The organism is Salinimicrobium profundisediminis (genome assembly GCF_026241755.1).
GTDB lineage: Bacteria > Bacteroidota > Bacteroidia > Flavobacteriales > Flavobacteriaceae > Salinimicrobium > Salinimicrobium profundisediminis.
On the sequence record NZ_JAPJDA010000001.1, the window covers coordinates 223,203 to 249,624 of the forward strand.

Here is a 26,422-nt window from a genome sequence, read left to right on the forward strand (position 1 = left end):
GCTACGATGCATGCCCAAATCCCCGGAATGCAATCTGAAACAGAAGAACCGGCAGAGCCGCAATGGCCCGATGACGCTCTTGAACGTCGCACCCCACGAGGTAGTATTGCCGGATTTATCTCGGCCGTAGCCGAAAAAAATTACGAAAAGGCAGGAGAATATTTTAAAGTAGGCGAAGGAGAAGCCGAAGATGCCCGAAGTGCCGAACTGGCCCAGCATCTGGAGATCTTATTGAATCAGGGTGGGCAAATCATGCCGTACTCATGGATTAGCAGAAGTGTGGAAGGAAGAACAGACGATGATTTACCCAATCACCTTGAACGCGTGGGAACCATTGACTCTTCCAGGGAAGATTTTGATCTCCTGCTTGAAAAGGTAGAAGGCCCGGAAGGAGGTCCGCTATGGCTTTTTTCAGACCAAACGATCCAATACATCGAAGAACTCTCTGCACTTGATGAAAACGTACTGCTACTTAACCGAATCATGCCCGACATCCTGGAGCGCTACGAACTCTGGGGAGCGACCGTAGGCCAGTGGCTCGCTATAATTTTGCTCGCAGCTTTCTCTTATGCAGTAGCCTGGCTGCTTACCCATTTCTTTTTATACATCATTCCGCTGGTATGGAAAAGAGCCCGTACCGAACCTACTGCAGGTGTACTAAAAGCCTTTGCACTGCCAGTCAAGCTTTACCTGGCAGTATGGCTCTTCGTAATGCTCTCTACAGAAATAGGCATTTCAATAATTCTGCGGCAGCGGTTTAGCGGAATAACCATTGTAATTGGCCTGCTGGCTTTTCTTATCCTTTTATGGCGCTTATCAGAATTTCTGGGAACATTCAGTACAAATAAAATGAGCTCCCGCGGAAATTTATCGGGAGTCTCTGTTGCACTTTTTCTGAAAAGAGCTGCAAAAATTGCTATTGTAATCTTTGGGATTATCGCCATTCTTGGTGCTATAGGAGTAGATATTACCACAGGACTGGCAGCACTGGGAATAGGTGGTTTAGCCCTTGCACTGGGGGCACAAAAGACCATAGAAAATTTTGTGGGCAGTGTGACCCTTATTACAGACCAGCCTATACGCGTAGGAGATTTTTGTAAGGTAGGTGATACTTTGGGAACTGTAGAGAAAATTGGAATGCGCTCTACCAGGATAAGAACGCTGGATCGCACTCTTATTACCATTCCCAATGGAGAGTTCTCTTCGAGTAAAATTGAAAACTATGCTCATAGAGACCGGTTTTGGTTTCATCCCACTATAGGCCTGCGATACGAAACCACACCCGATCAAATTCGGTATCTTCTTGTAGAGCTCAGGTCTATTCTTTACGCTCACCCCATGGTCACTTCCGATCCTGCCAGGGTAAGATTTACAACTCTGGGAGCCGACTCCATAAATCTTGAGATTTTCACTTATGTAAAGGTGTCTACCTTTGATGAATTTCTGGAAGTTAAGGAAGACCTCCTGCTACGCATTATGGATGTGGTAAACGAAAGCGGTACTGGCTTTGCCTTCCCATCTCAGACTATTTACTTTGGAAAAGATACAGGGCTTTCAAAAGAAAAATCCAAATCGGCTGAAGATAAGGTGCGCCAATGGAAAGAGAAGGGAGACTTACAGCTTCCAAAATTTGATCCTGAACATATTAAAGAGATCGAAGACAAGATCCCGTACCCTCCCGAAGGCTCAGCTGAACAAAGAAATAAAGGCACCGGCACCATTCCGGGGCTATAGTTTCCAAAAAAGGCTTTTTCAGAAGTAATTTTCAGAGACCCCTGCATTAATTTTCAGATTGTGCAGCAGTGGCCTAATATTTGTTAAAATTTAAATATCTTCTATTATCCACTTAAATTTTAACCAAATGAATATCATTTTACTACTCTTTGTCTCCACATTATTGAATATTTCTGTTGAAGCCGAAGTAATTTCCGGAACGGTAACAGATGAGAACAATCGCCCGCTCCCGGGTGTTAATATCACTGTAGAAGGCACTAACACTGTGACCCAAACAAACTTTGATGGTAAATACACTATTAAAGCCGAAGAAGGTGATAAACTGGTCTTTAGCTATATTGGGTATAAAACCGCAAAAATAAAAGTGGGTGACAAAAAAGTAATAGATGTTGCCCTGAAACCCGATTTTACAGCCCTCGAGGAGCAAATAGTAGTAACAGGCATCCAGAACTCACAGTTAAGGATTCGCGGGGTAGCCACCCACCTTCCGCCACAGCGGGAATCTTATAACCAGATTGAAGAAAATATCTTCAAAAGTACAAACACCACTCCCCTCTCCACCTTTTCAATAGATGTAGATAAAGCTTCTTACAGCAACGTGCGTAGAATGATCAATAATGGCCAGAAAGTTCACAAAGATGCAGTGAAAATTGAGGAAATGCTTAACTATTTTAATTACGATTACGCACAACCTGCCGGAGAGCATCCTTTTGCCATACATACGGCTGTAGCAGAAACTCCCTGGAATAGTGATACCCGACTGGTAAAAATAGCGCTACAGGGCAAAACCATCCCATTAGATGATGTGCCTGCATCAAACCTGGTATTTCTCTTAGATGTATCGGGATCAATGAATTCCCAAAATAAACTTCCGCTTTTAAAATCGGCTTTTAAGCTTTTAACCGCTCAATTAAGGGAAGAAGATAAAGTTGCCATAGTAGTTTACGCAGGTGCAGCCGGTGTGGTATTACCCTCAACAAAAGGAAGTGACAAAAAAGCCATTTTTGAGGCTATAGATAATTTATCGGCCGGGGGTTCAACTGCAGGTGGAGAAGGCATTGAATTAGCCTATAAAATTGCACAGGAAAATTTTATTGAAAATGGAAACAATCGCGTGATCCTGGCTACCGATGGAGATTTTAACGTTGGCGCCAGCAGCGACCGCGCCATGGGAGAACTTATCGAAGAAAAAAGGGATACCGGAATTTTCTTAACCGCTCTTGGTTTTGGAATGGGGAACTATCAGGATTCAAAACTGGAAACTCTTGCGCAAAAAGGCAATGGCAATCACGCTTACATAGACACCATGCAGGAAGCTAAAAGAGTGCTGGGAACAGAATTTGGCGGCACCATTTATACTATTGCCAAAGATGTAAAGATACAGGTAGAGTTCAACCCCGCGAAAGTCCAGGCTTATCGCCTAATCGGATATGAGAACAGGCTGCTCAATAACGAAGATTTTAACGACGATAAAAAAGATGCCGGCGAACTGGGCAGCGGCCACACGGTTACTGCACTTTATGAAATCATTCCGGCAGGGGTAAATAGTAAATACCTGAAAGATATTGATGACCTTAAGTACAGCGACAGAAAAATAAAATCTTCTTCGGAAGAATTACTCACAGTGAAATTCAGGTATCAAAAACCTGAAGGTTCCAAAAGCATCCTGATTACCAAATCCCTTAAAGATGAGGTCGAACCTATGGACGCCGATTTCAAATTTGCTTCGGCTGTAGCCCTCTTTGGTATGCAGCTCCGGGAATCTGAATTCACCAATAATGCACCCGAAAGTCTTGTAATTTCTCTTGCCGATGCCGGAAGAGGCGAAGATCCTGAAGGTTATCGTGCAGAATTCATTCGACTTGTAAAAACAGTGAATACAGGGCAAACAATGAATGAAGAGTGAAAAGGAGAGGATCAATAAAGATCATCATCAACTCATTTTATGTACTAATTAATAAAGAGAATGAACAAATGGGCTGAAAGCTTATCTTCCTTTATAATTTCACTTTAAATAACAAGCCTTTAAAAATGCCATTTTTAGAAGGTATAAATAAACAACTACAATGAGTTTTCAGGACAATATAAGATTAGGAAATACTAAAGAGTTAGAACGTCAAATTGAAGCCGACCCGGCTTTAGTAAACCTGCGGGATGAAAAGGGCTTTCCTCCTATCATCCTCGCCACCTATTTTGACCAACCCCAAGTTACCCGGCTACTGCTTGAAAAAGGAGCCGAAGTTGATGGCCGCGACGCCGCCGGCAATACTGCTCTTATGGGAGTTTGTTTTAAAGGAAATATGGATATTACCCGCATGTTGATCTCTGAAGGAGCCGATGTTAACGCCCGAAATTCTGGCGGCACCACTCCCCTCATTTTCGCAGCTATGTTTGAACAGCTGGAGGTTACTCAACTTTTATTACAAAACGGGGCCGATAAGACCATGAGGGATGCGCAAGGCAATTTCGCTTACACCTATGCCGAAAAGAAAGAAAATCAAAACCTAATGACGCTACTTAAAGAATAAAAGTTGATGAGCTAAAACACAGCTATCGTTCGGCTCCGTGAATATTAAAGTTTACATAATTCGTTGTTTTTGAGCTCATTTTCTTCTAATTTAGAAGGAAACCAACTAAAATTATGATAGACGAAAAGATTAAGAAAATGGCCCGCACAGGGTTTGTAGCTAAGGGAGTGGTGTATGGAATTATTGGTATTTTAACCTTTAAAGCTGCTTTTGATATGGGCGGCAAAAAAGCGGGACAGCTTCAGGTTCTTGAATTCCTTGAAAAACAAACTTTTGGTAACATTCTGCTTGTTCTAATGGCCCTGGGGCTAGCCTGCTATGCCGCCTGGAGATTTGTACAGGCAATAAAAGATCCCGAGAATATAGGCGATGACAAAAAAGGAACTGCAAAACGAATCGGTTTCTTTTGCAGTGGCCTGCTGTATTTGGGAATAGGAGTACTCGCAGCACTTAAAGCCTTTGGCGCCGGCCGTGGAGGTTCGGGTTCTTCAGGTTCCATGCAAAAATCTTCCTTCCTGGCCAGTGAGACCGGACTTTGGATTATTGGTATTGTAGGAGTAGGAATTATCATTGCCGGAATATTTCAGTTCGTGAAGGCGTATAAGAATGACTATTACAAAAAGTTAGGACTGGCATCTTTGAGTGAGAAGAAAAAGAGGGAAACCGTCAAAAAAACTGCTGAATTTGGCCTTAGTGCCAGGGGTGTTATCCTGGTAATCATCGGATTCTTTGCAATTAAAGCCGCTGTAAATTCCAATCCTTCAGAAATAAAAACTACACAAGAAGCTTTTTCATTCCTTCAGGATTCGGCTTACGGCCCCTGGTTAATGGGTGTGGTAGCTGCAGGCCTGGTTGCATATGCGGCTTACATGTTCCTCATGGCAAAGTACAGAAGGTTTCATGCATAAAAATTAGGGGATTTCCCCTATATGTAATGATAACCATTGAGTGATATATTTACCCTACCAATTAATAGGCACGCGCTTTTATTAAAGGGTATTTGTAAATTTTTATAAAGAAGAGAGATTGGGGGATCTCTCTTCTTACTTATATACCCTCCTTATCTCTTTGAAAAATATAATCTACAGCCATTTTTGCATGTAGATTGGTACTTTGCAGCAAAGGAAGATCGGTGTCTTCATCATTCACGAGGATGGGCAGTTCTGTACATCCCATAATTACAGCCTGAGCCCCTTTTTCCTTTAGTAACTGAATATGATCTAAAAAGAATGACTTTGCAGACTCTGTGAATTTTCCGCGGGTGAGTTCGTGAGCAATATAATAGTGTATCTCGTCCATAAAATCATCTTCTGGAACGATGACTTCAATACCAAATTTCTCTTTAAGTCTTTTATGAAGAAAATCTCCTCTCATTGTAGGACGGGTACCTAATAAGCCAAGTTTTGTCAATCCCTTACTGCGCGCTTCAAGCCCTACAGCATCTGCAATATGGAGAATGGGAATAGAAATTTTGTTTTGCACATACTCATAAACAAGGTGAGGTGTGTTGGCACATATCACAATAGCACGGGCTCCGGCGATTTCCAGCTTTCGGGCTATATGCAGGTAGGTTGTCTTTATTTTATCCACATTGTGTTCCCTCATCAATTCTACATTGAGACTGTAAAGCATAAGGGGTGGGTTTGAATGAGTTCCTGTTCGTTTCCCGGCCATTTCATTAATGAGCCGGTAATAGACTATGGTAGAATGCCAAGAAGTGCCGCCGATTAATCCTAGAGTACGCATGAATGGTAAGTTTTTATAAAGGTACTTATCTACCCTTGGAGCAATGGTGATCAAAATCATTAAAACCCAAAAAAGCATCCCGAAGGATGCTTTTAAGATAATAAGAGAAATCTTAATGAACAGAAATTGGATCTGCATCACCATCGGGATCGCCAGAAGCGTAACCACTGGTCGAGATATTCCCTAATAGCCAAACTCCGGCAGTGTGTGGTGCAGCCATTGATGTTCCGCTGATTGTATTGTAACCTCCACCTTTCCAGGTAGATTTTATACTAACTCCCGGTGCCGCATAATCTACCGGAGGATTACCCCAGTTTGAAAAAGATGCAAATGTATCACTGGAATTGATGGCAGAGATAGTTACCACATTAGAATGATTAACCCGTGCAGGTGATGAATCATTAGCATCTGTGCCTTCATTACCTGCAGCCAGTGCAAACTTAATACCTGCCTGGGCAGCTGCTAGAACAGCATCATCAAGGGCCTGTGAAATTGGGCCTCCCAGACTCATGTTCGCTACATCTCCCGGTTTCCCGTTTGCCGCCACATGATTAACCCCTGCTACAACACCAGAATATGATCCGCTTCCACGGCTGTCAAGTACTTTTACTGGAATAACTGTCGCTCCGGCCGCTACTCCAATAACTCCTACATTATTATCAATTGCAGCAATAGTTCCGGCAACATGTGATCCATGACCATTGCCGTCGTCAAGAGACTGTCCGTCTTTTCCCGAAGTAAAGGCATTGTAACCCCTGGAGACATCCACATTCAGATCTTCGTGATCAAGATCTATTCCTGTGTCAATTACCCAGGCTACGCCAGAACCGGTATAAGTTACACCACCATTCACACGACTAATTCCGTAAGGCGTTTCCTGAGCAGATGTTCCGCCGTCATCACCTCCCCCGTCTCCGGGGTCGTCACATGGTCCGCCATTGGGTGTGCCGCATGGAGGCGCAAGAGCAACAATTCTATCCTGCTCAACATAGGCAACATCTTTACTTTTGCTCAATTTGAGGGCTGCATCCTTAGACATCTTTAAAGCAACACCCGAAATTGCTGCGCTGTAAACCTGCACAATTTCGGCACCATCAACAGCATTAACCGAAAGGACTTCCTGTGTTTTTTGCTGAATCTGCAAGCTGTTAAGCCGGTGGTCACCTTTCATCTTGCCATTTTCCCTATACACTACAATGTATTGCCCGGGAATAACTTCAGAATAGGATTGAGCCGTCTGGGGCTCTTCTTGAGTGGGTAAATTGGTCGTTTCCTCCTGTGAACACGACACCATTGCGGTTAAAGCTAGAGCAGCCGCAAAACCTGAGTAGTACTTCTTAAAATTCATAAAAATAGTTTGGGTTAATGTTAAAAGATCTTCCGAATCTATATGATTAAATCTTTTAAAAAAAGTATTTAACATCAACTCCTACAGCTTTTTATGAAATTTAACATCGAAAAATCCTGAAAAATATCAGTATAATTATTGTTAATTTTTCTTTACAGCGACTGCTGCTACTGTAACTCCCATAAATGTAAAAGGGCAGAATTTGCACAAATTCTGCCCTTTAAGTAGAATATAAAGTTTGTAAGATTATTCTGTTGTTTCGCCTTCCCAGTTTGAGAATCCTCCAATGAGGTTATATGTATTGCCAAACCCTTTTTGATCCATTATAGCGCAGGCTTGACCACTTCTATTGCCACTTCGGCAGTAGACATAATAATTTTTATCCTTATCTAACTTTTCAATTTCATCGATAAATTCCTGCCCTTTATAGATGTCTATCATTTTAGCTCCCGGGATGTAGCCTTCCTCTATTTCTTCTTCGGTCCTTACATCAAGGATCACAGCTTTATCATCCTGAGCTATTTTCTCTCTCCACTCTTCCTGATTTAATTCTTTCATGATTTTTTCTCATTTAAGTTATGTTCACAAATATAAGAATCACCTGCTCTTTTTTAGCCCCTTTCGATTCGGGGATTGCGTGGAAAGCAGAAAAATTTTCAAAAAATATTTTTTTAGAATAAATTCCCTTCTATATTTGCTATTCAAATGAACCTGATCAACAAAAATAACTGGTGGTGGAAATTCTTACGTCAATCGTCGTGAGCAACACCTCCTGTAATAATATACAAAGGCTTGTCAATCACGACAAGCCTTTTTTTATGCTCATAATTCAGTAAAAACAATGAATATGTACAATCTTACCACTACTTATAAAAAACTTCTGGCAGATACTTTTACTCCGGTAAGTGTTTACCTGCGGCTGCGGGATATCTTCCCCAACAGTCTCTTGCTTGAGAGTAGTGATTACCACGGTAACGAGAACAGCTTTTCCTACATTTGCTGCAACCCTGTAGCAAGCGTAAAGGTTGAAAAAGGGCAGTTTATTGAATCATTTCCCGACGGCACTTCCAATGAAACTCAAATAACTCCCAAATTTGACGTGCCTGCTGCTATTCATGAATTCTCACAAAAATTTAAAACCACGGGTCCCGACTTTAATTTTATTAATGAAGGCCTCTTTGGATACATCGCCTATGACGGGGTGCAGTATTTTGAAAAACTCGACCTGTCAAAAAAGAAAGATGATCTTGAGATCCCCGAGATCAATTACTCTGTTTATCAAAACATCATTGCGATCAACCACTTTAACAATGAAGCATATATTTTTGATCACAGCTATTCCGAAAAAACCTACCTCGATCAAATAGAACAGCTCCTAAAGGTGAAGAATTTCGCCTCTTATCCTTTTTCTACGGAAGGGGAACCTGCTTCTAACGAGACCGATGAAGGTTACCGCAACATGGTGATAAAAGCAAAGGAACATTGCCATCGTGGAGATGTCTTTCAACTGGTACTCTCCCGAAGGTTCTCTCAGGGCTTCAAGGGTGACGAATTCAATGTTTATCGTGCCTTACGCAATGTGAATCCTTCGCCATATCTCTTCTATTTTGACTACGGAAGCTTTAAGATCTTCGGAAGTTCGCCCGAAGCACAATTGGTAGTCAAAGAGGGCAAAGCAGAGATCCATCCCATTGCCGGCACCTTTAAACGCACCGGAAATGACGAACAGGATGCAGCCAGTGCTAAAGACCTGGCATCCGATGAAAAGGAAAACGCAGAGCATGTAATGCTGGTTGACCTTGCCCGCAATGATCTTAGCCGAAGCAGCAAAGAAGTAAAAGTGGAAAATTATAAGGAGATCCAGTATTTCTCCCACGTAATTCATTTGGTAAGTAAAGTCACCGGACAAAAAAATGAAGAGGTGAGCACCATGCAGATGGTTGCAGATACTTTCCCTGCAGGAACCTTAAGCGGAGCACCAAAACACAGGGCTATGCAGCTCATAGAGCAATATGAAAATGTGAACCGGGACTTTTATGGGGGCGCCATTGGGTTTATGGACTTCAACGGAAATTTTAATCATGCCATTATCATCAGGTCGTTCCTAAGCAAAAACCACAGGCTCTACTACCAGGCAGGTGCCGGAATAGTATCAGGATCAACTCCCGAAGGTGAACTTCAGGAAGTGTACAACAAAATAGGAGCATTAAAAAAAGCATTGGAGCTGGCTGAAGAAATCTAAGCCTCACCAGACCCCTCCAAACGAGGGAAATAAAAAAAAGAAGAATGGAAAATAAGCAATATAATACCAGCAATTCCCACCCCTCAGGGGAGGGCCAGATGGGGGAGAAAAAAACTCCTTCCGTGTTGGTGATCGACAACTACGATTCCTTCGTCTACAACCTTGTACATTACCTGGAGGAGCTGGATTGTAAAGTCACGGTTCGTAGAAATGATGAACTGGAACTGGAAGAAATTGAGAAATACGACAAGATCCTGCTTTCTCCCGGCCCGGGAATACCAGATGAAGCCGGACTTTTAAAAGAGGTCATCTCTACCTACGCCGCCAAAAAGAGCATTTTTGGAGTGTGTTTGGGTCAGCAGGCCATTGGTGAAGTTTTTGGAGGAAAACTCATCAATCTAAAGCAGGTGCACCATGGGGTAGCTTCAAAAATTAAACTCTGTGTGACCGATGAACCTCTTTACAGCGAATTGGAAAATGAACTGGAAGTTGGCCGTTACCACTCCTGGGTAGTAGACCGGGCACTTCCCGATTGTCTGCAAGCCACTTCTTATGATGAAAACGGGGAAGTAATGTCCCTGCGCCACCGGGATTTTGATGTGCGCGGAGTACAGTTTCACCCCGAGTCGGTTTTGACCCCACAAGGGAAAAAGATGATCGCCAACTGGATCAATAGTCCGGTGAAGAAATCTACGGAAGAAAAGAATGACCAGCAACCTGAAACAATTTAGCAGCATGAAAGACATTTTAAACAGGTTGATCAACCACGAAACTATTTCAAAGGAAGAAGCCAGGAATGTGCTGGTAAACATTTCTGCAGGAAAGTACAATCACAGTCAGATTGCCGCTTTTCTTACCGTCTATATGATGCGCAGCATCACCCTCGAAGAGCTCGAAGGTTTCAGGGATGCCCTACTCGAAATGTGCCTTTCTACAGATCTTGCACAGTATGATCCTATTGATCTCTGCGGAACAGGAGGCGATGGCAAAGACACATTTAATATTTCAACTTTGGCCTCCTTTGTGACGGCAGGTGCCGGTGTAAAGGTTGCAAAACATGGGAATTACGGCGTTTCTTCAGGCTGCGGCAGCTCGAATGTGATGGAGCATTTGGGAATAAAATTCAGTAATGAACAGGATTTCCTGAAGCGCAGTATGGACGAAGCCGGAATTTGTTTTCTTCACGCTGCACTTTTTCACCCGGCCATGAAAAATGTAGCTCCTATACGTAAGGAACTGGGTGTAAAAACATTTTTCAATATGTTGGGACCAATGGTGAATCCCGCATTTCCAAAAAATCAGGTGGTTGGGGTATTCAGTCTTGAACTCGCGAGAATGTACGCCTACCTGTACCAAAAAACTGATAAGAATTTTACCATTTTACACGCCCTTGACGGGTACGACGAGATCTCCCTTACCGGAAATACCAAATTGATCACCAATAACGCCGAAGCCGTTTTACGCCCGGCCGATCTTCAGCTGAAATCGATTAAAGCATCTGAAATTTCGGGAGGGAATACTGTGGAATCGGCGGCAGAGATCTTTATGAACGTGCTTAAAAATCAAGGTACGGCCGCCCAGGAGAATGTGGTTTGCGCCAATGCTGCCGTAGCGATAAACACTGCAAAAAACACAGGCCTCGAAAATGCCTTTTTAGAGGCTAAAGAAAGTCTGCGGTCTGGTCGCGCCCTTACAGCCCTTGAAAAACTTCAGCAATTAAATTAAAGCTTAGCATGAACATACTTGATAAAATAGCAGCAAGAAAAAGAGAAGAAGTAGCGTTTTTAAAGGAAGAAGTGCCAGCAGAATCCCTGCAACTCCTGCCCCACTTTAACCGGAGATGCATTTCTTTAAAGGAAAATCTTAAGAATTCTTCCACAGGGATTATTGCCGAATTTAAACGTCGCTCCCCGTCTCACCCCGAGATCAACCTGGAGGCAGATGCTGCCACAGTCACGGCAGGTTATGAAACTGCAGGCGCTTCGGGGATTTCGGTGCTTACAGACGAAGAATTCTTTGGCGGAAGTCTTGACGATCTTGCCATAGCACGTGAAACCGTTAAACTACCATTGCTTCGGAAGGATTTTATGATCGATGAATATCAAATCATTGAAGCAAAAGCCATGGGTGCCGATGTGATTTTATTGATCGCAGCCATCCTGAAGCCTGACGAGATCAAAACCCTTTCAAAAAAGGCAAAAGATCTTGGCCTTGAGGTATTGCTGGAAGTTCACAATGAAGAGGAGCTCAAAAATGCCATTTTTGACACCGTAGATATGATTGGCGTCAATAACCGAAACCTCAAGACTTTTGAGGTAGACCTGCAAACGAGCAAAGATTTAGCTGAAAAGATCCCTAATCAATTTGTGAAGATCTCTGAAAGTGGGATTAGTGAAACTTCAGCAATTACAGAGCTTCAAAAAAGCGGATTTAAAGGATTTCTTATCGGCGGAAATTTCATGAAGACCGAAGATCCGGGAAAAAGCGCTTCAGAATTTATTCAGAAATTAAAATAAAAACCCATGAACCTGAAACTGAAGATCTGTGGCATGCGAGAGCCCGAAAATATGAGCAGGATTGCGGCTTTACATCCCGATTACCTGGGACTCATCTTTTTTGAAGGTTCTCCGCGGAATGTTGTTGGGGAAATCTTTCAGGGGGATCAAAAAATTAAGAAAACAGGAGTTTTTGTGAATGCTTCCGAAGAAAACATCCTGGAAAAGATTGAAAAATATCAACTTTCGGCACTTCAGCTACACGGAGAGGAAAGTCCGGAATTTATCAACAACCTGAAGCAGAAGATTTCCGAAGAAATTGAGCTAATCAAAGTTTTCAGTATTGGAAATGAGTTTGATTTTGAGAAGCTGCAGCCGTATGAAGGTGTTGTGGATTATTTCCTTTTTGACACCCTGGGAAAAAGTAAGGGTGGCAACGGCATCAGGTTTAATTGGGATGTACTGCAGGATTATCCTTCTACCACTCCATTTTTCCTTAGTGGCGGGATTGGACCCGATGATGCAGCCGCAGTAAAAGAACTTTACCATACCTTCCAAAAAAGGCAAAAAGAAGAGCTCTTTTACGGCATTGACATAAACAGTAAATTTGAAACTGCCCCGGCAGTAAAGGATGCCGAAGCTTTGAAGACCTTCAGGGAACGGCTATACAATTAAAAATTATGAGTTATCAAGTAAACGAAAAAGGATATTACGGAGATTTTGGCGGCGCCTTTATTCCCGAAATGTTATACCCAAATGTGGAAGAACTCCGTTCCCGCTATTTGAATATCATGCAGGAAGAGAGTTTTCAGAAGGAATTCCGCCAGCTGCTGAAGGATTATGTAGGGCGGCCCACCCCGCTTTATTTTGCTGAAAGATTTAGCGAGAAATTCGGCACTAAAATATATCTGAAGCGCGAAGATCTCTGCCATACGGGGGCACATAAAGTTAATAATACAATCGGGCAGATCCTTATGGCAAAGCGCCTGGGCAAAAACCGAATTATTGCTGAAACCGGGGCAGGCCAGCACGGCGTTGCCACTGCGACGGTTTGTGCTTTAATGGGCATTGAGTGCGTGGTGTATATGGGCGAGATTGACATTAAAAGGCAGGCGCCAAATGTGGCCCGGATGAAGATGCTGGGCGCTACGGTGGTGCCGGCAAAATCGGGCAGCCGAACATTGAAAGATGCCACCAATGAAGCCATCCGCGACTGGATCAACAATCCGGTAGACACGCATTACATCATTGGTTCGGTGGTGGGGCCTCATCCCTACCCCGATATGGTAGCCCGTTTCCAGAGTGTTATTTCTGAAGAGGTGAAAAAGCAGTTGCAGGAAAAAGAAGACCGTGAAGCACCAGATCATGTGGTAGCCTGTGTGGGCGGAGGCAGTAATGCCGCCGGAATTTACTATCACTACCTCGACAATGAGAAAGTAAATATCATCGCTGTGGAAGCCGCCGGGGAAGGAATACTTACCGGAAAAAGTGCTGCAACCTCGGCTCTTGGCCGCGAAGGGATTATTCACGGTAGCAAAACCCTGCTGATGCAAACCGATGACGGGCAGATCACCGAACCTTATTCCATCTCCGCCGGACTGGATTATCCGGGGGTTGGGCCTATGCATGCGAACTTATTCAGGACCGGCCGCGGGGAATTTATTTCGGTTACCGATGAAGAAGCCATGGCTGCCGGGTTGCAACTTTGTAAGCTGGAAGGGATCATTCCGGCGATTGAAACAGCCCATGCTTTAGCCATTTTTGACAAAAGAAAATTTGAAAAAGATGAAGTGGTTGTAGTGAACTTATCGGGTCGCGGGGACAAAGACCTGAATACTTATATAGAACATTTTAATTTGTAAATAAAGCAGACCTCACAGGTTTTAAAAACTACCGTCATCCTAAACTTATTTCAGGATCTAATGGAAGCTGAAATTCCCGACAGTTAGGGACAGCTTAACGTAGAAATAAATCAAACCTAACAGGTTTTGAAAACCTGTTAGGTTTAAATCAGAATAAATGAACAGAATCAAACAAAAACTCCAGGAAAATTCTTCAAAAAAGCTGCTTTCCATCTACTTTACCGCCGGTTATCCTCAACCTGAAGATACAGTTACAATTTTAAAGGAACTACAAAGCAGCGGTGTAGACATGGTTGAAATTGGATTGCCCTTTAGTGATCCTTTGGCAGACGGGCCGGTAATTCAAAGAAGTTCGGAGATTGCGCTGGAAAACGGCATGACCACCACAAAACTTTTTGATCAGTTGGAGAACATCAGGGAAACCATTAATATTCCGTTGTTGATCATGGGATATTTTAATCCGATACTTCAGTACGGGGTGGAGAAATTCTGCCGCAAGTGCAGTGAAACAGGTATTGACGGACTTATTATTCCCGATCTTCCGCTGGAAGAGTATCAGCTGCATTATAGAGAGATATTTCAGCAGTACGATCTGCTTCCGGTGTTCCTGATCACGCCTCAAACTTCCGAAGAAAGAATAAGAGAGATTGATGAAGCTTCCGAAGGGTTTATCTATATGGTGAGTACCGCCGCGGTGACCGGAGGAACAGGAGGTTTTGGAGACACGCAAAAGGAGTATTTTACCAGGGTGTCAAAAATGGCATTAAAGAACCCTCTTATTGTAGGATTTGGAATAAAGGATCGCGAGAGTTTTGAGCAGGCTACGGCGGTGACGAATGGCGCAATTATTGGCAGTGCTTTTATCAAGCAGCTTACTAACGGAGGCACCTCCGGGATTTCGGATTTTATAAGTTCCATAAGATAATTAACCCTCTTATTAACAAGTATTTAATAGAGCTCGGGTATGAATTTTCGTATCTTGAAGTGAATTCAAAAAACGAAATTATGGGACGTATAGAAGATAAACACGATAAAAGAAAAAGAAGTAGTGATAATGATCCTCTTAGTGGCCAGATAGGAAACCGCGATAGGGAAACGAACGAATTTGATCTTGAAAAAGACAATATCAAAGACCAGCAGAACAAAAAGTAATGGGCAAGGGTGAAAAAAAGACCAAAACCGGTAAGAATCCGCTCAATACCTTCGGAAAGCTGCGACCCAAAAGAGGGAAATTTACCACGAAACCACAGCAAATAAAAAATCCGCTAGAAAAAGAATCCGTTTAGTCCTCAAAAAACTGACGGTATTGCAAGACCCTGAAATCAATTGTATTGAATTCAGGGTCTTGTTTTTTTAAGTGTTTGTACAGCTCCATACTTCCAATAGCCCTGTTCGCAGATCCCGACGGTGCGGTGAGTGATACCGTATTGATTGGCCGCCCATCCAGCAGGAACTGGTGTACCCTGGGCACATCATTGGAAATCACCTTGATCTTAATATCATGATGCTTTAGGAGCTTTCTGAAGAAGAACTCAGGGCCGTTTTTACTGTTTCCGCCGGTAAATAACAACGTATCTATTTCTGGATGTTTCCGAAGGATTCCGATAAGATCCCGCAACTCTACGTGGAGCATTCCGAGGTCTGAGGCGTCTATTTTGTCCCTCCTGCAACTTTCTACCGTATCGCAAATCCCAATCCCCTTACTCGCCAGGAAATCCTTTCGCTGTTTTACGGCTTCGGGAGTATTCTCAAATTTGAGATCCAGATCAAAGATCCTGTCGATGATTTGCCACAACATCCCGTCCCTGCTGCCATAGCAAAAATCCACATCATCTTCTTTTAATTCCCCTGTTGTAAACCGGGGTGGTGGCAAGGTGCCAACAATGAGTTTCGTAGCATTTTCGGGAATAAATGGTTTGTAGGGATGTTGGTGATGAAACAGGTTCAAGGTTTAATGTTTAAGGTTTATCTCACGATCCAGGTTGCAGGTTACAAGTCTGACAAGGTGTTGCGGGTTGCGCAAAAATCAATATTGGAATTTGGTGCTTGAAATTTGGTGCTTTAATCTCAATTCTCAGTACTAACTTCTCAATACTTTTATTGCGTAATAGGCACGGATTGCAAATCCGCGCCATCTATTTCTCAATACTCAGTACTAACTTCTCAATACTATTTAAGCACAACCACCAGATCATCGGCATACACCATGTCTCCTTCTTTGAGCACGATCTTGTCTACTTCTCCCGCAGTATTGGCGGTGATGGTAGTTTCCATTTTCATAGCCTCGATCACAAACAGCGGCTGATTTTTCTCCACTTTTTGCCCCGGCTCCACCTGGATATTTGACAGGGCTCCCTGTAGTGGTGCGCCTACCTGCTTTTTGTCGTTTTTATCGACTTTTTGATGTACTACTTTCTCTACCTTAACAGATCGGTCTTTAACTTCTACTGCCCTGGTTTGGCCATTTACTTTAAAGAAAACTTTTGCCATTCCGTCTTCATCGGTTTCTCCAATAGACAGGAATTCGATAAGCAGCGTTTTACCACGGTCAAGATCTACAATGATCTCTTCTCCGGGTTCCATCCCATAGAAGAAATTCTTTGTAGGCACATTCATTACTTCTCCAAATTCTACATGGTGGTTATAAAAATCTGTAAATACTTTTGGATATAATTTATAGGAAAGGAAATCGGTGATCTCCACGTCCCTGCCCATTCCTTCACTGAAGGTTTTTTCAAATTCGGCAAATTCCTTTTCAAAATCTATGGGTTCCAAATGTGCGTTTGGCCTTTCGGTATAAGGTTTTTCATCCTTGAGGACGATCTTCTGGATCTTTTCAGGAAATCCTCCATGAGGCTGACCAAGATCTCCTCTAAAGAAACTTTTTACTGACTGGGGAAAAGAAATATTTTCTCCTTTTTCAAGCACATCTTCTATTGAAAGATTATTACTAACCAGGTACTGCGCCATATCGCCCACCACTTTTGAGCTGGGTGTAACTTTGATGATGTCGCCAAAAAGGTCATTTACTTTGCTGTACATTTCAGTGATCTCGTGAAAACGATCGGCCAGGCCAAGGCTTTCTGCCTGCGGCTTGAGGTTGGAATATTGTCCACCGGGAATTTCATGCTTATAAACTTCTCCCGAACCTGCCTTTAAGCCAGATTCAAAAGGATAGTAGTAGCGCCTTACAGCCTCCCAGTATTGGGAATATTCATTTAGTTTATCTGTATTAAAAGCCCTTCCGCGGTCATGGAACCTCAACATTTCCACTATAGAGTTGAAGTTTGGTTGCGAGGTAAGGCCCGAGAGACCTCCAAGGGCAACATCAACCACATCTACCCCGGCTTCTATGGCTTTAAGGTAAGTTGCCGCCTGAATGGAGGAGGTGTCATGCGTATGTAAATGGATTGGTACATTAATTCTGGATTTAAGAGCCGATACCAGTTCAAAAGCTGCATCGGGCTTCAGGATACCCGCCATATCTTTGATCCCGATAATATGTGCCCCGGCATTCTCAATATCTTTACCGAGCTGCACGTAATAGTCGAGGTTGTATTTTGTTTGTTTCGGATCCATTAGATCTCCCGTATAGCAGATGGTTCCTTCTGCCAGCCCGTTAGTTTTATTTCTAACATGTTCAATACACGGAGCGATGGATTTCATCCAGTTAAGACTGTCAAAGATTCTGAAGACATCAACTCCATTTTCCCAGGCCTGTTCCACAAATTTCTCAATCAGGTTATCGGGATAGGCCGTGTAGCCCACACCATTAGAACCACGCAAAAGCATTTGCAGGAGCACATTGGGCATTGCCGCGCGAAGCCTTCTTAACCTTTCCCATGGATCCTCTTTCAAGAATCGCATACAAACATCGAAGGTGGCACCTCCCCAAACTTCCATACTGAAAACTTCAGGGTGGTTTCGGGCAAAACCTTCGGCTACTTTTTCCATATCATAGGTACGCATACGCGTAGCCAGCAGACTCTGGTGTGCATCACGCATGGTAGTGTCGGTAAAATGCACCTTCCCATCATGTAAAAGCCAGCGAGAAAACTTTTCGGGACCGTATTCCTTTAGCAAATCTTTAGTGCCCCTTGGATAACCGTTATCCTTAAAAGAGGGAACTGCAGGCTTAATAAATTTCTTCTTTTCAGGGTTTTTCACATCCTCACTTCCATTGATGATCACATCTCCCAGGAACTTTACCATTTTTGTCGCCCGGTTGCGTGTCTTCCTGATCTTGAAAAGATCCGGATTATCTTTAATGAAATTCACAGTCACATCGCCCTGCCTGAAGGTTTGATGCGACAGGATATTATCGAGGAAACCAATATTGGTCATCACACCCCTTATCCTGAACTCGGCCAGTGCCCTACGCATTTTTCGGCAGGCGCCATCAAGAGTACGGCTGCTGGCCGACACTTTCACCAGCATAGAATCAAAGAAAGGAGAAACTTTTACACCCTGGTAAATACTACCGGCATCCAGTCTAATCCCAAAACCTGATGCACTTCTATAAGTGGTGATGGTACCGTAATCTGGTTTAAAATCATTTGTAGGATCTTCGGTAGTGATTCGGCATTGCAAAGCATAACCGCTTATCTTAATAGATTCCTGAGATTCAATTTTGATTTGTTTGTCACTCAGTTTATAGCCACCGGCAATAAAGATCTGCGCCTTAACGAGGTCAATATTCGTAATGATCTCGGTGACGGTGTGCTCCACCTGAATCCTGGGGTTTACTTCAATAAAGAAGATCTCCCCGGTTCTGTCTACCAGGAACTCTACAGTCCCAATATTGTTGTAATCTACGGCCTTACAAAGTTTAACCGCATAATCGTAAAGGTTCTGTTTTACTTTTTCATCAAGCCCCATCGAAGGAGCAAATTCAATTACTTTCTGGTATCTGCGCTGTACAGAACAATCCCTCTCAAACAGGTGCACCAAATTACCATGGTGGTCACCCACAATTTGTATCTCGATATGTTTGGGATCTTCCACGAATTTCTCCAGGAAAACGGTGTCATCGCCAAAAGCATTTTTCGCCTCCCTTTTAGATTCATTAAAGCCACTTTTTAGATCATCTTCTGAGCGTATTACCCGCATACCGCGGCCTCCCCCGCCCGATGCAGCCTTAAGCATGACCGGATATCCAATTTTTTCAGCTTCTTCAAGCGCAATTTCAACTGTAGTAAGGTCTTTTTCATTACTCCGAATAACCGGAATATCATTTGCCACCGCAACTTCCTTGGCTTTTACTTTGTCTCCTAAAGATCTAAGCACAGAAACTTTTGGACCTATAAAAATGATCCCGTTTTCTTCACATTGTTTAGCAAATTCGGCATTTTCAGAAAGAAATCCGTAGCCGGGATGAATAGCATCTACGCCGTTCTTTTTGGCCACCTTTATTATGGCTTCTATATCTAAATAAGGTTTTAAAGGATCTTTATCTGCCCCTATCTGGTAAGATTCATCAGCCTTGTAACGGTGTAGCGAATAGCGATCTTCATAGGTATAGATCCCTACGGTTCTCAACCCAATCTCTGTACAGGCCCTAAAGATTCGTATGGCTATTTCTCCTCTGTTTGCTACTAAAACCTTTTTAATTTTCATTTTACGAACTTGCTTTTTTATTAATTTTATTTACTTCTGAAGACTCCTCAAAATATGACATTTTTGGAACCTTATGCAGGTTCAGAAATTAAAAAGAAAAAAGCGGTGAGACACCGCTTTTTTAAATACTTTAACAATTCCTGCTGCTGAAGCTATCTGGTAAAAACCGGCTCGTTTTCATTGGTAGTTTCTTCCGCCGAAAATCTATAGCCATCGCCATCAAAAGCTTTGAGCTGGTCAAGTGTCTGGGCTTCAGATTCAATTAGAAATCTGGCCATAGTACCACGGGCTTTTTTAGCAAAAAAACTGATGATCTTTAATTTTCCATTCTTGAAATCTTTAAATACCGGTGAAATGACCTGCACCTTTAGTTTTGAAGCATCTACAGCTTTAAAATACTCCTGACTGGCAAGATTCACAAAAAGTTCATCTTCTTTAAGTTCATTGTTCAAATAACCGGTCACCTTCTCCTGCCATACCTCATAAAGGTTCTTCTTTCGGTTTACCGGCAATGAAGTTCCCATTTCCAGGCGGTACGGCTGAATAAGATCCAGCGGCCTTAAAATTCCGTAGTAACCCGAAAGGATCCGCAGGGAATCCTGCATAAAATCGATTTTTTCAGTAGGAATGGTATAGGCATCAAGCCCCGTATAAACATCTCCGGCAAAGGCGTAGACTGCAGGCCGGGAGTTTTGTTTGTTATGTTCTTCAGAAAATTCCTGATAGCGGCTGTAGTTAAGATCGGCCAGCTTATCGCTAATGCTCATGAGATCGGCGATTTCTTTTTTAGACATGCGCGAAAGCTTCCGGTTGATGCCGGCTGTAGTTTCCAGAAATGAGGGTTGTGTTCCTCTGGTGGTTGGCAGTTTAGATTTGTAGTCGAGGGTTTTGGCGGGTGATACAACTATTTTCATGGAATGCTCTTAAGAAATTTTCTATTACCCCTCAAAAATATCAAATCCCGACAAGATTTCCTGCCGGGATCGTTTATTCCTTTTGATAGGTCTATCAAAAAAGCTTATTCATCAATGAATTCTTTCTGATTTTTAGCATAATTCCTCCATCGCTCTATACAATCCTGCATATCTTGTGGTACAGGAGAATCAAACCTTAGCCACTCGCCTGTTTCAGGATGTTTGAAGCCCAGGGTTTTTGCATGCAGTGCCTGCCGGGGCAGCACTTTAAAGCAGTTGTCTACAAACTGTTTGTATTTTGTGAAGGTTGTACCTTTCAAAATCTTATCACCACCATAGCGCTCATCATTAAAAAGCGTGTGGCCAATGTGCTTCATGTGAACCCTTATTTGGTGGGTTCTCCCGGTTTCAAGTTGGCAGGAAACCAAAGTCACATATCCCAGCCTTTCCAGGACCTTGAAATGCGTTACCGCCGGTTTTCCTTTATCTTCATCATCTCCCAGATACACGGTGTTTTGCAGTCTGTTTTTGGGGTGGCGGCCAATATTGCCTTCAACCGTACCTTCATCCTCTTCAACATTTCCCCAAACAAGAGCCACATACTCACGCTCGCTGCTTTTGTCAAAGAACTGCTTTGCCAGTTTGGTCATTGCCTTTTCGGTCTTTGCAATAACGAGAAGTCCGCTGGTATCTTTGTCAATCCTGTGTACAAGCCCTGGGCGCTCATCGCTGTTTTGTGGCAGATTTTCAAAGTGGTAAACCAGCGCATTAATAAGTGTGCCGCTGTAGTTCCCATGGCCGGGATGCACCACCATACCTGCTGGTTTGTTGACCACAAGCAGGGAATCGTCTTCATAGACAATATCCAGCGGAATATCCTCTGGCGTGAGCAGGAATTCGTAAGGCGGATGCTCAAAAAGCACCTGTATCACATCTCCCGGCTTTACCTTATAATTAGATTTTACGGGAACTTCATTTACGTGAATATTGCCTTCTTTAGCCGCAGTTTGAATTTTATTACGAGTGGCCTTTTCGATATAATTCATCAGGAATTTATCTACCCGCAATGGCTGCTGGCCTTTATCGGCTACAAACCTGTGGTGTTCATACAGGTCATCATCGTTCTCTTCGGGTTCGGGGTTATTATTTTCAGAAATCATATTCTTCGTCTTCCAGGTCGTTCAAAATTGGGTCTTGTGCGGTACTATCCTCTTCTTCTTCCATTCCATATCTCCTGGAGCCATCGGCAAGCACAAGGTCAATTTTTGAAGTTTTCATCAGTTTCATTCCCGGTTCCAACAGTTGCCCTCTGTGACGCATTTCAAGCACCACATCTTTAGCTACATCGGGTTTATAAGTAATTGTTCCTATTTCAAAACCAAGGGAACGCAAGGTTGGCTCTACCTGCCTGCGCGTTCTTCGGATAAGATTTTCAGGGATTTCAACTTTCGTAAATCCTGAAGGATTGAGCGTCAAATAGATCTTTCGGTTCTCCTTCACCTCTTTCCCCGGAAGCGGCACCTGATCTATCACCGAGTACGGCGGAAAGTCGGGGTTATAATTGGCAGAATCCAGAATTTCCCTGCGCAGGTCTAGTTCCGCAAGCTGCTCATCAACCTTATCCAGGGACAAACGTTCCAGGTTGGGTACGGTAATTCTTTGATCTTGATTTGTAGAATAATCGAGCCATTGAAGTATAATAAAGGCGATCAAAACTACCGCAAATACAGCCAAAACCAATTGAATTAGAAAGGTTTTGCTAAAGAGAAATCGAAAGAAACTCATAGTTTAATTTAAAAGGCAAAGATATAAAATCAGGCGGTTTTGCAGACATTCATTTATTAGTCGCTATTTTTGCTAACGAAAATAATTGGGCGATATTTAATTATGAAGAAAAATGTAGCCATAGCCATGGGCGGCTTCTCCAGCGAATACCGTATATCTATCAACAGCGGTAATGTTGTTTACAAAAACCTTGACCGCAGTAAATACAACCCTTACCGGGTACATATCCTGCAAAAAGAATGGTTTGTCATTGGAGAAAATGACACACCATACCCCATAAACCGCAGCAATTTTACAGTCACCATTGATGGGCAGTTAATCACTTTTGATTGCGTTTTTAACACCATTCACGGTACACCTGGTGAAAATGGCCTTTTACAGGCCTATCTCGAGTTGCTCGACATTCCGCAGACTTCCTGCGATTTCTACCAGTCGGCACTCACTTTTAATAAAAGAGACCTTATTAGTGTGCTCAAACCCTTCGGAATAAAAACTGCTGAAAATTACTTCGTCGATAAAGGAGATGAAGTTGATCCCGATGAAATTATTGCCAAAGTTGGTTTGCCGTGCTTTGTGAAAGCTAATAAAGCCGGAAGTAGCTTCGGAATTACAAAAGTGAAATCGCGTGATCAAATTATTCCTGCCACAAAATTTGCTTTTAAGGAAGATAACGAGATCATTATTGAATCATTTCTCGATGGCACCGAAGTTTCGGTTGGAGTGATCACTCACAACGATGAGATTCTCGCGCTGCCAGTCACCGAAATTGTTTCTGAAAATGAGTTTTTTGACTATGAAGCCAAGTACCTCGGAAAATCTCAGGAGATCACCCCTGCCCGAATTTCAGAAGAACAAACCAAAAAGGTGCAGGAAATTGCAAAATTGATCTACCGCAAGCTGAAGATGAAAGGCTTTTCGAGATCTGAATTTATTTTCCACAACAACGAACCACATTTTATTGAAATGAATACTAACCCGGGGCTTAGTGAAGCCAGTATTCTGCCGCAGCAGGCCCAGGCAGCAGGCATTTCTTTAAAAGAGCTTTTTGGCAGCGCTATTGAAACTGCCTTGAAATCTTAGGTATCAAAAAATGACTATTTTAGAGTAAATTTTTTCAGCATGAAAACAGCAGTTTTTCCCGGTTCTTTTGATCCCATCACCCTGGGACATGTTGATATCATTAACCGCGGACTCCCACTTTTTGACCAGGTCATCCTCGCAATTGGTACCAATTCAGACAAAAAATATATGTTCTCTCTCGAAGAGCGGGTCAGGTTTTTGGAAGAGACCTATAAAGATGAACCAAAGATCAAGGTGATGACCTACAAAGGCATGACAGTGGATTTTTGCAGGGAACAAAACGCCGGATTCATTTTACGCGGCCTTCGTAATGCCATTGATCTGGAATTTGAAAAGAGCATTGGCCAAACCAACTTTAAAATGAGCGGAGTAGAAACCCTTTTCTTTATCACTTCCTCCGGAAAAAGCCATATTTCCTCAACCGTTGTTCGCGATGTGATTCGCAATGGCGGAGATTATCATTTTATGGTACCAGATGCCGTTTCAAAGGAATAAGGAATATTGTTTATTGAATATTTTATTATTATTTATTTTTTGTGGTTTAAAAGGAATACTGCTTACTATTGATTGATAATTGCTGATTGCTAATTGTTCATTGATTTAAAACTTATATCCAACCGCAAGACCACCATAAAACTTACGGGGCATTCCGGGATAGAAGTAGCGCGGGGCATTACCGCCAAATCCTACTGCATTTGGTATTACCGAAGCCGCATAATGTTCATCAAGCGCATTGTTCACACCCCCAAAAATTTCCAAATCCCAGTTCTTATTTATGGAAGTATTGATCATTTCCAGTGGTTTCAGGGCGAGTTTGAAATGCAGGAGGTCATAATGACTCCTAAATTCGGTATTTGCATCATTTAAAGGCATTTCCCCTTCAAACTGGTAAGTAGTTCGCAGGGTTAAGCCAAAGGAAGTGATAATGTCAAGCCCGGCATTGAGGGTTTCCTGCGGCACTGCCGGAAGATCGTTGCCGGAGAAATCTTCTTCCTCATCTATAAATTCGTCAAATTTGAAGGAGTTGTAGGCTGCATTGACAAAGGTGCGTGCCCGTACATTTGCTGAAACAGGGAAATTGTAATTGAGCAACAATTCGATTCCGTTGTGGTCAGTTTTTCCGGCGTTGCGGCCAATATACCGGTCTTCGGCCACTCGTTCGGCTACTAACAGATTTTCCACCTGGATTGAAAACGCGGCAATTTCAGCATAGAGTCGGTTGTTTAGGAAGTTTCCTTTGAAGCCCAGCTCGTAATTAATTCCGGTTTCGGGTTTGAGATTAGTATTGATCAAACCTTCCGGAGTAAGTGTTTCGGCTACCGTGGGAGTAGAAAATCCGTGACTTACCGAAGCATATAAATTCTTACCCGGGGTTACTGTGTAAACGGCACCAATCCTGGGTGACAGCACTTCCTTAAAACTGTAGGCTCCACTTTGGTCTACATCGTCTTCCTCATAAAGGTCACTCAGCTCGTAAGAAGAGGCGTTGAGATTTAATCCGGCTTCCAGTTTAAGTCGCGAGGTCACCTCCTGGTTCCATTGAAGAAATATATTATAGTAACGCCTGTCCTGCTCGTTATGGCTCAAATAACTACCGGGCACACTGCCCTCATCTTCAAACTGCTCGTACAGGTTCTCAAAAGTGGCAGTATCATACCACTCGTTATAGAATTCCACACCAAAGCTCAATTGTGCAGGGGCTCCAAAAATGTCTTTTTCAAGACTGAATTTTGTCCTTGCCCCCAAAGCTGACTGCCCTTCGTTAAGGATATCAAAAGGCCTTGGCTCATACGCATCTCTAAAACTGCCGTAAACACTGGTGATATTTGAAAATTCTTCCGAAAAACGATAGTCATAGGAGAACCCAAGTAGACCTTTGTCGTAAGATTCGTAGCCTTTGGCCGCAGCCCAGGTAAAAGCCGCCGAAGAAGGATCTTTAAGAAAAGTCTCCCGGTTTACCGAACTCGGAATAAATGCTTTTAAGCGCACAAAGTTCCCCAGTACCGACAATTCTCCGTTTTTTCCTGCCAGCACCTGCCCAAAAAGGGTAAAAGAATCCCTGTCATAAGCCGAATTATCACGCCAGCCATCGGTTTCCACATGATTGTAAGTGGCAGTGATGTTGGCCGATTTTGAAGCGTGAGATGCCCGGGCAGTTCCCCTAAAAAGGCCGTAGCTTCCAAAAGTGCCTTTTACATCAGCCTTTGTTCCCTGCTCCATGGCACGGGCAGGAAAAAGAGTGATCACCCCGCCAAGACCTGCGCCATAAACACTTGATGTAGGTCCTTTTATAATTTCTATCCGCTCCAGGGCGGCAGGATCAAGGTCGTCTAACGTTGTCTCCCCTTCGGCGCTAGTTATTGGAATTTCCATAAAGTAAGCCTTTACCCGGTTTGTGCTGTACTGAGACCGTGCACCCACCCCGCGAATGCTCATTTTATTGGTGTTTAAAGCCCCCTGGTGCACATTCACGCCCGGCACGGTACTTATATTCTGCATCACATTAGTTTCATCAAACCTTTGCAGCTCTTCTTCGCTTAATACTGAAACCGACGACGGAGTTTGCAATAATTGCTTCGGAATTATGGTACTTCGCAGCACAACTTCAGACAGGGAACCTTCGGAAGGTGCAAGAACAACAAAAAGATCTTCGGAAGAAGAATTGGCAAGCAGGATTTTTCGGCCGTAGCCGGGAGCTTCAAAAATGAGGTTTACAGGCAATCCTTCCACAGAAAAATTGAATACGCCTGAAGCATCTGTAAAAACAGCTTCAGAAGATTTTCCTGAAGTAATTTTGACATTTTCAAGAGGTTTATTGGTAAAGGCATCAGTTACTTTTCCGCTAATTTGCTGTGCAGAGAGCTTTCCGAAGAAAAATATAGCGAATACCAGGAATAGATATTTTTTCAAGAGTTTCGTTTTAGTTAGTGACCGGGAAGGGGCGTCAAAAATGCCATTTTTGACACCTTTTTCTTCCGAAGAAATGGGCTTTACGAATTTAAGCTTTTTATCATGTTCTGGAAAACCTGCTTTATTCTTAGCAATACTTTATGCTTTTGAAGTTTTTCTTTA

At 42.9% G+C, this 26,422-nt stretch carries 24 protein-coding genes; 15 read left to right on the top strand and 9 right to left on the bottom strand.

Features of this window, described 5'->3' with window-relative positions:
• Positions 1 to 27: 27 nt before the first annotated feature.
• The 4 genes from OQ279_RS00825 (at position 28) to OQ279_RS00840 (ending at position 5,170) form a co-directional block, all read left to right on the top strand.
• Positions 28 to 1,734: a mechanosensitive ion channel family protein gene (locus OQ279_RS00825; RefSeq protein WP_266067851.1), complete on the top strand. Its 1,707-nt coding sequence runs from the start codon at positions 28 to 30 to the stop codon at positions 1,732 to 1,734.
• Between the two features lie 127 nt (positions 1,735 to 1,861).
• On the top strand, positions 1,862 to 3,640 hold the full coding sequence (locus OQ279_RS00830; protein WP_266067852.1) for a vWA domain-containing protein: 1,779 nt from the start codon (positions 1,862 to 1,864) through the stop codon (positions 3,638 to 3,640).
• Between the two features lie 160 nt (positions 3,641 to 3,800).
• Positions 3,801 to 4,262, top strand: a complete 462-nt coding sequence (locus OQ279_RS00835; protein ID WP_266067853.1) for an ankyrin repeat domain-containing protein — start codon at positions 3,801 to 3,803, stop codon at positions 4,260 to 4,262.
• 113 nt (positions 4,263 to 4,375) lie between these two features.
• A complete protein-coding gene (locus tag OQ279_RS00840; RefSeq protein ID WP_266067854.1) occupies positions 4,376 to 5,170 on the top strand; it encodes a DUF1206 domain-containing protein in 795 nt (264 codons plus the stop codon).
• A gap of 139 nt (positions 5,171 to 5,309) precedes the next feature.
• On the opposite strand, the gene OQ279_RS00845 is transcribed toward OQ279_RS00840, so the two are convergent.
• From OQ279_RS00845 to OQ279_RS00855, 3 genes are all read right to left on the bottom strand, one after another.
• Complete coding sequence (locus tag OQ279_RS00845) at positions 5,310 to 6,008, bottom strand: aspartate/glutamate racemase family protein (protein ID WP_266067855.1); 699 nt, start codon at positions 6,006 to 6,008, stop codon at positions 5,310 to 5,312.
• A gap of 112 nt (positions 6,009 to 6,120) precedes the next feature.
• On the bottom strand, positions 6,121 to 7,356 hold the full coding sequence (locus OQ279_RS00850) for a S8 family serine peptidase (RefSeq protein ID WP_266067856.1): 1,236 nt from the start codon (positions 7,354 to 7,356) through the stop codon (positions 6,121 to 6,123).
• Between the two features lie 246 nt (positions 7,357 to 7,602).
• Positions 7,603 to 7,914 (bottom strand): rhodanese-like domain-containing protein, encoded by a 312-nt coding sequence (locus OQ279_RS00855; RefSeq protein ID WP_266067857.1) that lies wholly within the window; start codon positions 7,912 to 7,914, stop codon positions 7,603 to 7,605.
• Between the two features lie 289 nt (positions 7,915 to 8,203).
• Here OQ279_RS00855 and OQ279_RS00860 point away from each other — a divergent pair, with 289 nt between their 5' ends.
• The 9 genes from OQ279_RS00860 to OQ279_RS00900 all read left to right on the top strand — a co-directional run bounded on the left by OQ279_RS00860 (position 8,204) and on the right by OQ279_RS00900 (position 15,241).
• Complete coding sequence (locus OQ279_RS00860) at positions 8,204 to 9,598, top strand: anthranilate synthase component I family protein (RefSeq protein WP_266067858.1); 1,395 nt, start codon at positions 8,204 to 8,206, stop codon at positions 9,596 to 9,598.
• A gap of 98 nt (positions 9,599 to 9,696) precedes the next feature.
• Positions 9,697 to 10,329 carry an anthranilate synthase component II gene (locus OQ279_RS00865; protein ID WP_266067923.1) on the top strand — a complete coding sequence of 211 codons (633 nt, stop codon included), beginning with the start codon at positions 9,697 to 9,699 and terminating at the stop codon, positions 10,327 to 10,329.
• 4 nt (positions 10,330 to 10,333) lie between these two features.
• Positions 10,334 to 11,323 (top strand): anthranilate phosphoribosyltransferase, encoded by a 990-nt coding sequence (trpD, locus tag OQ279_RS00870; RefSeq protein ID WP_266067859.1) that lies wholly within the window; start codon positions 10,334 to 10,336, stop codon positions 11,321 to 11,323.
• Between the two features lie 8 nt (positions 11,324 to 11,331).
• Positions 11,332 to 12,114 carry an indole-3-glycerol phosphate synthase TrpC gene (trpC, locus tag OQ279_RS00875; RefSeq protein ID WP_266067860.1) on the top strand — a complete coding sequence of 261 codons (783 nt, stop codon included), beginning with the start codon at positions 11,332 to 11,334 and terminating at the stop codon, positions 12,112 to 12,114.
• Positions 12,115 to 12,120: 6 nt separating this feature from the next.
• Positions 12,121 to 12,768, top strand: coding sequence for a phosphoribosylanthranilate isomerase (locus OQ279_RS00880; RefSeq protein WP_266067861.1), 648 nt, complete (start codon positions 12,121 to 12,123; stop codon positions 12,766 to 12,768).
• Positions 12,769 to 12,773: 5 nt separating this feature from the next.
• Positions 12,774 to 13,955, top strand: a complete 1,182-nt coding sequence (trpB, locus tag OQ279_RS00885) for a tryptophan synthase subunit beta (protein ID WP_266067862.1) — start codon at positions 12,774 to 12,776, stop codon at positions 13,953 to 13,955.
• 157 nt (positions 13,956 to 14,112) lie between these two features.
• Positions 14,113 to 14,880, top strand: a complete 768-nt coding sequence (gene trpA / locus OQ279_RS00890; protein WP_266067863.1) for a tryptophan synthase subunit alpha — start codon at positions 14,113 to 14,115, stop codon at positions 14,878 to 14,880.
• Positions 14,881 to 14,960: 80 nt separating this feature from the next.
• Positions 14,961 to 15,107, top strand: a complete 147-nt coding sequence (locus tag OQ279_RS00895; protein WP_266067864.1) for a hypothetical protein — start codon at positions 14,961 to 14,963, stop codon at positions 15,105 to 15,107.
• Positions 15,107 to 15,241 (top strand): 30S ribosomal protein THX, encoded by a 135-nt coding sequence (locus OQ279_RS00900; RefSeq protein WP_266067865.1) that lies wholly within the window; start codon positions 15,107 to 15,109, stop codon positions 15,239 to 15,241. Before OQ279_RS00895 ends, OQ279_RS00900 begins: the two co-directional genes overlap by 1 nt.
• Here the strand turns inward: OQ279_RS00900 and OQ279_RS00905 are convergent.
• The 5 genes from OQ279_RS00905 to OQ279_RS00925 all read right to left on the bottom strand — a co-directional run bounded on the left by OQ279_RS00905 (position 15,238) and on the right by OQ279_RS00925 (position 22,270).
• Positions 15,238 to 15,897 carry a uracil-DNA glycosylase family protein gene (locus OQ279_RS00905; RefSeq protein WP_266067924.1) on the bottom strand — a complete coding sequence of 220 codons (660 nt, stop codon included), beginning with the start codon at positions 15,895 to 15,897 and terminating at the stop codon, positions 15,238 to 15,240. The genes OQ279_RS00900 and OQ279_RS00905 overlap by 4 nt on opposite strands.
• Positions 15,898 to 16,124: 227 nt before the next feature.
• Positions 16,125 to 19,571 (bottom strand): pyruvate carboxylase, encoded by a 3,447-nt coding sequence (locus OQ279_RS00910; protein WP_266067866.1) that lies wholly within the window; start codon positions 19,569 to 19,571, stop codon positions 16,125 to 16,127.
• A 152-nt stretch (positions 19,572 to 19,723) separates the two neighbouring features.
• Positions 19,724 to 20,485 (bottom strand): peroxide stress protein YaaA, encoded by a 762-nt coding sequence (gene yaaA / locus OQ279_RS00915; protein WP_266067867.1) that lies wholly within the window; start codon positions 20,483 to 20,485, stop codon positions 19,724 to 19,726.
• 104 nt (positions 20,486 to 20,589) lie between these two features.
• Positions 20,590 to 21,645 carry an RluA family pseudouridine synthase gene (locus OQ279_RS00920; RefSeq protein ID WP_266067868.1) on the bottom strand — a complete coding sequence of 352 codons (1,056 nt, stop codon included), beginning with the start codon at positions 21,643 to 21,645 and terminating at the stop codon, positions 20,590 to 20,592.
• A complete protein-coding gene (locus tag OQ279_RS00925) occupies positions 21,635 to 22,270 on the bottom strand; it encodes a PASTA domain-containing protein (protein WP_266067869.1) in 636 nt (211 codons plus the stop codon). Before OQ279_RS00925 ends, OQ279_RS00920 begins: the two co-directional genes overlap by 11 nt.
• Positions 22,271 to 22,372: 102 nt before the next feature.
• Between OQ279_RS00925 and OQ279_RS00930 the strand changes: the two genes are divergently transcribed.
• Positions 22,373 to 23,350, top strand: a complete 978-nt coding sequence (locus tag OQ279_RS00930; protein WP_266067870.1) for a D-alanine--D-alanine ligase — start codon at positions 22,373 to 22,375, stop codon at positions 23,348 to 23,350.
• 39 nt (positions 23,351 to 23,389) lie between these two features.
• On the top strand, positions 23,390 to 23,845 hold the full coding sequence (coaD, locus tag OQ279_RS00935) for a pantetheine-phosphate adenylyltransferase (RefSeq protein WP_266067871.1): 456 nt from the start codon (positions 23,390 to 23,392) through the stop codon (positions 23,843 to 23,845).
• 105 nt (positions 23,846 to 23,950) lie between these two features.
• Here the strand turns inward: coaD and OQ279_RS00940 are convergent, their stop codons facing one another.
• Entirely contained in the window at positions 23,951 to 26,260 is a 2,310-nt protein-coding gene (locus OQ279_RS00940; protein WP_266067872.1) for a TonB-dependent receptor, read from the bottom strand.
• Between the last annotated feature and the right edge of the window lie 162 nt (positions 26,261 to 26,422).

Excerpts from the sequence above, each read along its gene's own strand:
- OQ279_RS00930 (WP_266067870.1), top strand. The coding sequence starts at position 22,373 with ATGAAGAAAAATGTAGCCATAGCCATGGGCGGCTTCTCCAGCGAATAC.
- trpB (WP_266067862.1), top strand. The coding sequence starts at position 12,774 with ATGAGTTATCAAGTAAACGAAAAAGGATATTACGGAGATTTTGGCGGC.
- OQ279_RS00850 (WP_266067856.1), bottom strand. The coding sequence starts at position 7,356 with ATGAATTTTAAGAAGTACTACTCAGGTTTTGCGGCTGCTCTAGCTTTA.
- OQ279_RS00910 (WP_266067866.1), bottom strand. The coding sequence starts at position 19,571 with ATGAAAATTAAAAAGGTTTTAGTAGCAAACAGAGGAGAAATAGCCATA.
- OQ279_RS00900 (WP_266067865.1), top strand. The coding sequence starts at position 15,107 with ATGGGCAAGGGTGAAAAAAAGACCAAAACCGGTAAGAATCCGCTCAAT.
- OQ279_RS00840 (WP_266067854.1), top strand. The coding sequence starts at position 4,376 with ATGATAGACGAAAAGATTAAGAAAATGGCCCGCACAGGGTTTGTAGCT.
- OQ279_RS00925 (WP_266067869.1), bottom strand. The coding sequence starts at position 22,270 with ATGAGTTTCTTTCGATTTCTCTTTAGCAAAACCTTTCTAATTCAATTG.
- OQ279_RS00895 (WP_266067864.1), top strand. The coding sequence starts at position 14,961 with ATGGGACGTATAGAAGATAAACACGATAAAAGAAAAAGAAGTAGTGAT.
- OQ279_RS00855 (WP_266067857.1), bottom strand. The coding sequence starts at position 7,914 with ATGAAAGAATTAAATCAGGAAGAGTGGAGAGAGAAAATAGCTCAGGAT.
- trpA (WP_266067863.1), top strand. The coding sequence starts at position 14,113 with ATGAACAGAATCAAACAAAAACTCCAGGAAAATTCTTCAAAAAAGCTG.
- yaaA (WP_266067867.1), bottom strand. The coding sequence starts at position 20,485 with ATGAAAATAGTTGTATCACCCGCCAAAACCCTCGACTACAAATCTAAA.
- OQ279_RS00860 (WP_266067858.1), top strand. The coding sequence starts at position 8,204 with ATGTACAATCTTACCACTACTTATAAAAAACTTCTGGCAGATACTTTT.
- coaD (WP_266067871.1), top strand. The coding sequence starts at position 23,390 with ATGAAAACAGCAGTTTTTCCCGGTTCTTTTGATCCCATCACCCTGGGA.
- OQ279_RS00835 (WP_266067853.1), top strand. The coding sequence starts at position 3,801 with ATGAGTTTTCAGGACAATATAAGATTAGGAAATACTAAAGAGTTAGAA.
- trpC (WP_266067860.1), top strand. The coding sequence starts at position 11,332 with ATGAACATACTTGATAAAATAGCAGCAAGAAAAAGAGAAGAAGTAGCG.
- OQ279_RS00865 (WP_266067923.1), top strand. The coding sequence starts at position 9,697 with ATGGGGGAGAAAAAAACTCCTTCCGTGTTGGTGATCGACAACTACGAT.
- OQ279_RS00880 (WP_266067861.1), top strand. The coding sequence starts at position 12,121 with ATGAACCTGAAACTGAAGATCTGTGGCATGCGAGAGCCCGAAAATATG.
- OQ279_RS00920 (WP_266067868.1), bottom strand. The coding sequence starts at position 21,645 with ATGATTTCTGAAAATAATAACCCCGAACCCGAAGAGAACGATGATGAC.
- trpD (WP_266067859.1), top strand. The coding sequence starts at position 10,334 with ATGAAAGACATTTTAAACAGGTTGATCAACCACGAAACTATTTCAAAG.
- OQ279_RS00825 (WP_266067851.1), top strand. The coding sequence starts at position 28 with ATGCAATCTGAAACAGAAGAACCGGCAGAGCCGCAATGGCCCGATGAC.
- OQ279_RS00845 (WP_266067855.1), bottom strand. The coding sequence starts at position 6,008 with ATGCGTACTCTAGGATTAATCGGCGGCACTTCTTGGCATTCTACCATA.
- OQ279_RS00830 (WP_266067852.1), top strand. The coding sequence starts at position 1,862 with ATGAATATCATTTTACTACTCTTTGTCTCCACATTATTGAATATTTCT.